General features: G+C 48.3%; 5 protein-coding genes. 4 read left to right on the top strand and 1 reads right to left on the bottom strand.

Annotated elements, in window-relative coordinates; all coding sequences use genetic code 11:
- Positions 1-35: 35 nt before the first annotated feature.
- Together ABWO75_RS13235 and fabD are read left to right on the top strand one after the other, a co-directional pair.
- Entirely contained in the window at positions 36-1,262 is a 1,227-nt protein-coding gene (locus ABWO75_RS13235; RefSeq protein ID WP_353186290.1) for a M16 family metallopeptidase, read from the top strand.
- Positions 1,263-1,306: 44 nt separating this feature from the next.
- Positions 1,307-2,191 (top strand): ACP S-malonyltransferase, encoded by an 885-nt coding sequence (gene fabD / locus ABWO75_RS13230; RefSeq protein WP_353186288.1) that lies wholly within the window; start codon positions 1,307-1,309, stop codon positions 2,189-2,191.
- Here fabD and metK read toward each other — a convergent pair.
- The gene (gene metK, locus ABWO75_RS13225) at positions 2,186-3,439 is read right to left on the bottom strand and encodes a methionine adenosyltransferase (RefSeq protein WP_353186286.1); all 1,254 of its coding nucleotides are present in this window, start codon (positions 3,437-3,439) and stop codon (positions 2,186-2,188) included. The genes fabD and metK overlap by 6 nt on opposite strands.
- A gap of 287 nt (positions 3,440-3,726) precedes the next feature.
- Between metK and ABWO75_RS13220 the strand changes: the two genes are divergently transcribed.
- Positions 3,727-4,605 (top strand): diacylglycerol/lipid kinase family protein, encoded by an 879-nt coding sequence (locus ABWO75_RS13220; protein ID WP_353186284.1) that lies wholly within the window; start codon positions 3,727-3,729, stop codon positions 4,603-4,605.
- Positions 4,606-4,662: 57 nt separating this feature from the next.
- A complete protein-coding gene (locus ABWO75_RS13215; protein WP_353186282.1) occupies positions 4,663-5,010 on the top strand; it encodes a translation initiation factor in 348 nt (115 codons plus the stop codon).
- The last annotated feature ends 182 nt before the right edge of the window (positions 5,011-5,192 follow it).

The following is a 5,192-nucleotide window of genomic DNA, read 5'->3' as shown; positions in this document are numbered from 1 at the left end:
CGGTTCTAATCGTTTTTTTGCTATCTTGCGCCGCTATGGACTACGCGCTTATTCATTTAGCTAACGGCATCCGGGTTGTGCTGCACCAGAATCAATCACCTGTATCGCATGCCTGCCTAATTGTTAACGCCGGAGCCAGAGATGAGCCGGAAGGGAAACATGGGCTGGCTCATTTTATTGAGCATCTGCTGTTTAAACAGACGGAAAAGCGCAATACCAACCAGCTATTAAACCGGCTGGAGGCCGTGGGTGGTGATCTGAATGCCTACACGACCAAGGAATATACGTGCATCCATGCTTCCTTTCTTTTTCCACACTTGGCGCGAACCCTTGATCTGTTTGAGGACCTGCTGTTCCACTCGGTTTTTCCAGCGCAGGAGATGGAAAAGGAGAAAGGGGTGATTCTGGATGAAATAGCTTCTTACCAGGACAGTCCTGAAGAGTCCGTAATGGACGACTTTGAAGACCAGGTATTCCAAGGACACGCATTGGGGCACAATATTCTTGGTACAGCGTCCGACCTGCGTACCTTTTCCAAAACAGATATCCTGGGTTTTATCCAGCAGCACTACAGCACCCATGAATTGGTCATCGGCATCAGCGGGAATTATTCGCAGAAGCGCATACAACGGCTGGCCGAACGGATTTTCGGAAGTATACCGGAGCGTGAGCGCGTCAACCGACGGACTGCTCCGCCTGTCATCATGCCCCGACAGCTGACACAGGCTAAGCCCATTAACCAGGTACATCAGATGATTGGGGGGCGCGCATATGCTACACACGATGAAAATAAGACCGGACTGTTACTGCTCAATAACCTGCTTGGCGGGATGGGGATGAGTTCGCGGCTAAACCTCATCGTTAGGGAGAAATACGGTATTGCATACACCATCGAATCCAACTATACACCTTATTCAGACGCGGGCTTTTTTTATATTTATTTCGGCACGGATGAGGAGAAAGTGGCTAGGGCGCGTAGATTGGTGGCAAATGAGCTGCGGAAACTGCGTGAGAAACCACTCGGTGTAATGCAGCTGCATCAAGCCAAACACAAATTTAAAGGGCAGATTGCATTGGGAGAGGAAAACAGGCTGAATCTAATCATCGCTATCGCCAAAAATGTGCTGGATGACAACCGGGTACAAACACTGGATGAGGTGTTTTCCAGAATAGATAAGGTGTCTGCACCACAGCTGTTGCAAATAGCGAACGAAATTTTTGATGAGTCAAGTCTTGCTTCGTTGAGTTTTGTGCCGGAATAAATGGTATCTTTGACCATTGATCTACTGATTATATTACGAAAATAATGAAGCAGGCATATATATTCCCCGGGCAGGGTGCCCAATTCGTAGGTATGGGGCAGAACTTATACCAACACAGCGGCGAGACCAAAGCGATGTTTGAACAGGCCAACGAAATTTTGGGTTTTCGCATTACCGACATTATGTTTTCCGGTACGGAAGAAGACCTGAAGCAAACCCGCGTAACACAGCCTGCCATTTTCCTGCATTCCGTTATTTTAGCGGCGGCCCTGGGTCGGGACTTCCGTCCGCAAATGGTGGCTGGTCACTCACTTGGTGAGTTTTCCGCATTGGTAGCCGCAGGATCGCTTTCTTTTGCCGACGGGTTACAGTTAGTGGCCAAGCGGGCAAATGCAATGCAGAAGGCCTGTGAGCTACAACCTTCTACGATGGCGGCGATTTTGGGTCTGGATGATTTTACGGTTGAGGATATCTGCCAACGCGTTAGCGATGTGGTGGTACCGGCTAATTATAACTGTCCCGGCCAACTGGTTATTTCCGGTACCCTGGACGGTGTGGATCGTGCTTGTGCCCTGTTACTCGAAGCCGGTGCGAAACGGGCATTAAAACTCAACGTGGGAGGGGCATTCCATTCTCCATTGATGGAGTCGGCCAAGGTTGAACTGCAGGAAGCAATTGAGGCGGTAGCGATTAAACAACCCGTATGCCCGATTTACCAGAATATTGATGCAAAGGCTTACACCGATCCGGCGCATATTAAGCATAACCTGATTGAACAACTCACCGGCGCCGTTCGCTGGACACAAACCGTTATCCACATGATCGAGGACGGTGCAACTTCGTTCACAGAAGTTGGTCCGGGCAATGTACTTCAGGGTCTGGTTAAAAAAGTAAACCGCCAGATCGAAACTTCCGCGGCTGCTTTATAAGCCGAAAGCCGCTTTTATCTGGTCGACATAATCCAGTTTTTCCCAGGTGAACAACTCCACTTCGAGTGTGGTCGTTTCGCCGTTGCTATTTTCGAAAGTCTTCGTGACGGTCTGCGGTTCACGCCCCATATGCCCGTATGCAGCTGTTTCAGCATAAATAGGGTTACGTAATTTTAACCGGGTTTCTATTCCGTATGGCGTCATATCAAACAGGCTGTGGATTCTTTCGGCAATTTTGCTGTCCGATAAGCCGACCTTTGCCGTTCCATAGGTGTTCACATAAATGCCGATTGGGTCTTTCACGCCAATGGCATAGGAAATCTGTACCAGTATTTCATCGGCTACGCCTGCGGCCACGAGATTTTTAGCTATGTGCCGGGTGGCGTAAGCCGCTGACCGGTCCACCTTAGAGGGGTCTTTACCGGAGAATGCACCACCACCGTGACCTCCTTTTCCGCCATAGGTATCCACGATAATTTTCCGCCCGGTGAGGCCGGTATCCCCGTGGGGTCCGCCGATTACGAATTTACCGGTTGGGTTGATGTGGTACTTGATATCGGCAGTAAAAAGCTGTTGTAGCTCGGGTTTTAACTGTGCCTTTACACGGGGAACGAGTATATTAATAATGTCTGACTTAATGCGGTCAAGCATGCGTTCCTCCTTATCAAAGTCATCGTGCTGCGTGGACACGACAATGGCGTCGATCCGGATCGGGTTGTGATTGTCGTCATATTCCAGCGTTACCTGTGCTTTGGCATCCGGCCGGAGATAGGTAATTTCTTTGTGCTCCCGGCGTATTGCCGCCAGCTCGTATAGTAAACGGTGCGCCAGGTCAAGCGCCAGAGGCATCAGGTTCTCGGTTTCATTGCTGGCATAACCGAACATGATACCCTGATCCCCAGCACCCTGCTCCTGTTTTTCCTTGCGGTCAACCCCCTGATTAATATCAGGAGACTGTTCATGGATCGCCGATAAGACGCCACAGGAATTGGCCTCAAACATGTACTCGGATTTTGTGTATCCGATCCGTTCGATGACCGAGCGGGTGATCTTCTGTACATCCAGATAAACTTTGGATTTCACCTCCCCGGCCAGCACCACCTGCCCGGTGGTAACCAATGTTTCGATGGCAACACGTGCATCAGCGTCCCACGCAAGGAAATTGTCAATAAGTGCGTCCGATATCTGGTCAGCAATTTTATCGGGATGTCCTTCTGAGACCGATTCTGAAGTGAATAAATAGGGCATAAGCAATACTTGTCTTAAAGAATACCAAGAGCTGTGAAATTAGTAATCGGAAGGTAAAAGCGGTGTAAAACAATGGTAGGTTTTAGCACTTTTTTACCGTGGTTGCAATCCTATGCGGGTGACATAACCGGCATACGCAAATCGATCCACATTTCATGTGCGCAAACTTAGATAAAGTTACTTTTATATGCAAGTTAAAATGCGTGGAGGGGTCTGCGGAGGTTATCTTTTGATGAAAAAAATGCATTCGGATGAGAAAATGATATTTTGGAGGTACATTTGCTTATATGGAAACCAGAAAGCGCATGCTGTTTGTGATCAATCCGATATCGGGGGGAAAGAAAAAAAAGGATGTGGAAAAGCGGATACTGGAAGAACTCGACCCGGAGCGATATGCGGTGGAATTCGCGGTCAGCGAACATCCGGGCCACGCCTACCAACTCAGCGCCGCGGCGGTATCCGAAGGAATTGATGCGGTGGTGGCTGTTGGTGGCGATGGGACAATCAATGAAGTGGCGTCGGCCCTGAAAGGGACTGATGTGCGGCTGGGTATTGTGCCGGAAGGGTCGGGGAACGGGTTGGCGCTTTACCTTGGTATCCCGCTGAATGAGCGTGCCGCCCTTAAACGGCTGAGCCGCTATGAGAGCCTTACGATAGACTGTGGTTCAATAAATGGGCAGTTCTTCTTTAACATGGCAGGGATCGGGTTCGATGCGTCGGTAAGTGACCGGTTTGCCAACGACAACATCCGGGGACCAATCGGTTATCTAAAAGCGGTAATCAGTGAGATCAGCACATATAAGCCAAAAAAATACACGCTGACCATTGATGGGCAAACGATTGAGCGGGAAGCCTTCATGATCAGCGTAGCCAATTCCCCACAGTATGGGAATAATGCATACGTGGCTCCCCAGGCTTCGATAAATGACGGTGTTTTGGATGTCTGCATTATTCATAAATTTCCATTATACACATTTCCCATGATGTTGTTTCATCTTTTTAATAAGACGGCCGACCAATCCGAATACGTGGAGATCATTCCAGGCAGGCAGATCCGGATCCTCCGGGAAACCAATGATGCGGTACATGTGGATGGCGAGCCGAAGGAAATGGATATGACACTGAATATTCAAGTACATCCTGCATCGTTAAAAGTACTTAGTTGAAGCGGTGCATTGCAATATCTTAAAAAGAATAGCGTTTAAGCAAATACATGATCGAGTATGAAGAAAAAGAGACAGCAGTATAGCGGTGTTGTGTATTCCACGGATGAAACATTCGCGTACCAACAGGAGGAAGAGGGTAATCTCCGCGAGACGCTGCCAAAAAATCAGCAGCAGCTTCGGGTACTGCTTGATAAAAAGATGCGGGGGGGGAAGATTGTGACACTGGTGAGGGGATTCATTGGTACAGCAGCAGACTTAAGTGCGTTAGGCAAACAGCTTAAACAGAAATGCGGCGTGGGTGGCAGTGTAAAGGATGACGAGATTATTATTCAGGGTGATTTCAGGCAACGGGTGCTGGATATCCTTATCGCTGAGGGCTATCGGGCAAAGCAGGCTGGGGGCTAATACCCAGCGTTGTACCGTTACGTAACAATTAAATGATAATCGGTTAAAGGGGATTTTTGAAGTATAATCAGTTGTCAGTAAATTATTTATAGTAGATGAGCCGGCCTTATAAAGGTTAATAACCAATAAAAAAACCGGTTTAAATGCGTTAAAAGCATATTAATTTGAATGTTTAATTTGCA

Source organism: Parapedobacter lycopersici (assembly GCF_040395035.1).
In the GTDB taxonomy this organism is placed as follows: domain Bacteria; phylum Bacteroidota; class Bacteroidia; order Sphingobacteriales; family Sphingobacteriaceae; genus Parapedobacter; species Parapedobacter lycopersici_A.
This window is presented reverse-complemented; position numbering and strand designations above follow the sequence as displayed.